The following is a 3,157-nucleotide window of genomic DNA, read 5'->3' on the forward strand; positions in this document are numbered from 1 at the left end:
CCGCCGGCCGGTCGGCCACGGCGATGTCGCGCCCGGCAGCCAGGACGGCGCTCGCCTCGCGGGCGACGCCGAACCCGCGGGCGTCGTCACCACGGCCATCGCGGCCGTCAGCCCGCCGCCCACCGCGGCCCAGGCGCAGCAGGACCTCAAGGCCACCATCCCGGCCCCCGCCGGACCCGTGGCCGACCGGCCGGCGGCGCGACAGGATCCAGATCGCTCCGGAGCCCGCGACCAGCAGCACGGCGACGAGCACGACACCCCAGGTGCCCTGCTTGGTGAGGAACTCCGCCCCCGCCCCGACCAGACCGGCGGCCGGCAGGGTCAGACCCCAGGCGACGAACATCCGGGTGGCGGTGGACCAGCGGACCACACCGCCCCGGCGGCCGAGGCCCGCGCCCATCACGGCGCCGGAGCAGGACTGGGTGGTGGAGAGGGAGAAGCCGAGGTGCGAGGAGGCCAGGATGACCGTGGCCGCACTGGTCTGGGCGGCGAAGCCCTGCGGCGGCTTGAGGTCGGTGAGGCCGCTGCCCATGGTGCGGATGATGCGCCAGCCGCCCAGGTAGGTGCCGAGCGCGATGGCCAGACCGGCGCTGACGATGACCCAGACCGGCGGGTTCGAACCGGGGGAGAGCACCCCGCCGGTGACCAGGGCCAGCGTGATGATGCCCATGGTCTTCTGTGCGTCGTTGGTGCCGTGCGCGAGGGAGACCAGCCCGGCGGAGGCGATCTGCCCGGCACGGTAGCCCTTGGCGGTCGCCTTCTCCTGGGCGCCGTTACGGACCTTCCCGCCGATCCGGTACGTCAGCTTGGTGGCCAGCAGCGCGGCCAGACCGGCGACGACCGGGGCGGCGACCGCGGGGAGCAGCACCTTGGTGACGACCGTGCCGCCGTCGACCGACGACCAGCCCGCGGACATCACCGCGGCGCCGATCAGACCGCCGAAGAGGGCGTGGGAGGAGCTGGACGGGAGTCCGACCAGCCAGGTCAGCAGATTCCACAGGATGGCGCCGACGAGCGCCGCGAAGATGACCTCGGTTCTGAGGCCGTTCTCGTTGATGATCCCGCCGGAGATCGTCTTGGCGACCTCCACCGACAGGAACGCGCCGACGAGGTTGAGAACGGCGGACATCGCCACCGCTGTCTTGGGTTTGAGTGCGCCGGTCGAGATGGTCGTGGCCATCGCGTTGGCGGTGTCGTGGAAACCGTTCGTGAAATCGAACACTAGAGCTGTCACGATCACAATCGCGAGCAGCAGCGTGATGTGTTCCATTTACCCAGGCAATCGTTCGACGTCAGTGGCACGAGGAACGTAGGCAACCTGGGTGAACGGAAGATGAACTGGACAGGGCGTTGTGGTGACTCCAATCGGAGTGCCGTCGCACCATTTGGCCGTGGTCCGACAGCCGCGGACGGCTACGGGCCGGTGTGGGCCCCGAATCCGGCCCCGGACGATCTTCCGGAGCGGGCGGAAACATGGACCGCTCATCAGTGGAAAGGATCTTCGTATGAGCGATCAACGGCGGGGCCCGGTCGAACGGGCCGGGGGCATCGAACAGGCAGGGGGCATCGAGGATGCCTGGGGCGCCGTCGTCGCCACCGCCCGCAGGACGGCGGCCGACGGCCTGGTCGTCGGGACCTCGGGCAATGTGTCGGCGCGGGTCGGCTCCACCGTCCTGGTCACCCCGAGCGGTGTTCCCTACGACCGGCTCCGCCCCGAGGACGCGGTCGGCGTCGATCTGGAGGGCAACCAGATCCTCGGCGAGCTGACCCCGACCAGCGAGCTTCCGCTCCATCTCGCGGTCTACCGGAACACGGCGGCCGCCGCCGTCGTGCACACCCACGCGGTGCACGCCACGGCCGTCTCCACGCTGGTCGCCGAGGTTCCGCCGGTCCATTACGCGGCCGCGCTGCTGGGCGGCCCTGTCCGGGTCGCCGCCTATGCCCGGTACGGCACCGACGAACTGGCCGCGAACATGCTGGCGGCCCTGCGGGACCGCACCGGCTGTCTGCTCGGCAACCACGGAACCGTCACTTACGGAGCCACCCTCGACGAGGCGTACGACCGCACCGCCCAGCTCGAATGGCTGTGCCGCCTCTGGCTCGCCGCGAGTGCGGTCCCCGGCCGTTCCCCGGCCCTGCTCACCCCGGACCAGCTGAGCGATGTCCGGGAGGCGCTGAAGGAGTACGGACAGCCGGGCCGAGGCCGTCCGTAGTCCCTCCCGTTACTCCTTCGGACGGCGGGGCGGTGCCGGTCGGGGCGGGCGGCCGGCACCGGACGGCCCCCGCCCGCTGGCCGAGTGCGGGGGCGCCCATGAGACTGAAGCCGTGCGCCCGGCTACAGCGACGGCAGCAGTCGTCACCTCCGTCCTCGGCGCCGGTGCGGCAGCGGTCGCGGCCGGCCGGTACGCCAGCGACGTCGCCCTCGGGGCGCCGTCCGGACGTCCCTTCCCCGCCGACCGCAGACTCACCGTGCACGCGACGGCGGCGGGACAGGTCACCCTGACCCGGTCCTTCGCCGCGCTGCGGCCCGGCACCTACGGGCTGGTCGGTGACGGCGTCCACGCCGTCGTCGGCCCGGTGATCGACCAGGCCCACCAGGCCGCCGACACCGTGGTGCGTCGGCTGGAGCGCGTCAACCGCGGCACCCTGCGCCCCGGGGCCAAGGTCCGCATGACGCCCGAGCTGCACAGCGGTGACCCCACCACGGCTCTGGGCCTCGCACACCGCGAGATCGAGATCACCGGCGAACTCGGCGCCCTGCCCGCATGGTTCGTGCCCGGCCCCCGCGACACCTGGGTCATCACCGCGCACGGCATCGGCACCACCCGGGAACACCCGCTGAACCTGATCGGCTTCCTGAACGAACAGCAGCTGCCGGTGCTCGATCTCGCCTACCGCGGCGACGCCGGAGCCCCGCGCTCCCCGGACGGCCTCAGCCACCTCGGTGAGTCCGAATGGCGCGACCTGGACGCGGCCATCCGCTTCGCCGTGCGCTACGGCGCCGAGAAGGTCGTGCTGCACGGCTGGTCCACCGGCGCCGCCATGGCCCTGCACGCCTCCGCCAACTCCGCGCTCCGGGACCGGATCTGCGGCCTCGTCCTCGACTCCCCGGTCATGGACTGGGCCACCACCCTGCGCGCCCTGGCCGCCGCCCGCG

The 3,157-nt window shown here is 72.4% G+C and carries 3 protein-coding genes; 2 read left to right on the plus strand and 1 reads right to left on the minus strand.

Annotated elements, in window-relative coordinates:
* Positions 1 to 1,270 (minus strand): inorganic phosphate transporter (locus tag J1C73_RS17045; protein WP_242644301.1); only part of this gene is annotated, 1,270 nt, incomplete at its 3' end.
* 235 nt (positions 1,271 to 1,505) lie between these two features.
* On the opposite strand from J1C73_RS17045, the gene J1C73_RS17050 reads away from it, so the two are divergent.
* On the plus strand, positions 1,506 to 2,213 hold the full coding sequence (locus J1C73_RS17050; RefSeq protein ID WP_207317134.1) for a class II aldolase/adducin family protein: 708 nt from the start codon (positions 1,506 to 1,508) through the stop codon (positions 2,211 to 2,213).
* 112 nt (positions 2,214 to 2,325) lie between these two features.
* On the plus strand, positions 2,326 to 3,157 hold an 832-nt coding region (locus J1C73_RS17055; RefSeq protein WP_207317135.1), incomplete at its 3' end, for a DUF8805 domain-containing protein.

Origin of the sequence: Streptomyces laculatispora (genome assembly GCF_017353455.1) — a bacterium.
In the GTDB taxonomy this organism is placed as follows: Bacteria; Actinomycetota; Actinomycetes; order Streptomycetales; family Streptomycetaceae; genus Streptomyces; species Streptomyces laculatispora.

What these genes read in the sequence shown, in the direction of transcription:
- J1C73_RS17050 (WP_207317134.1), top strand. Translation starts at nt 1,506, where the DNA reads ATGAGCGATCAACGGCGGGGCCCGGTCGAACGGGCCGGGGGCATCGAA.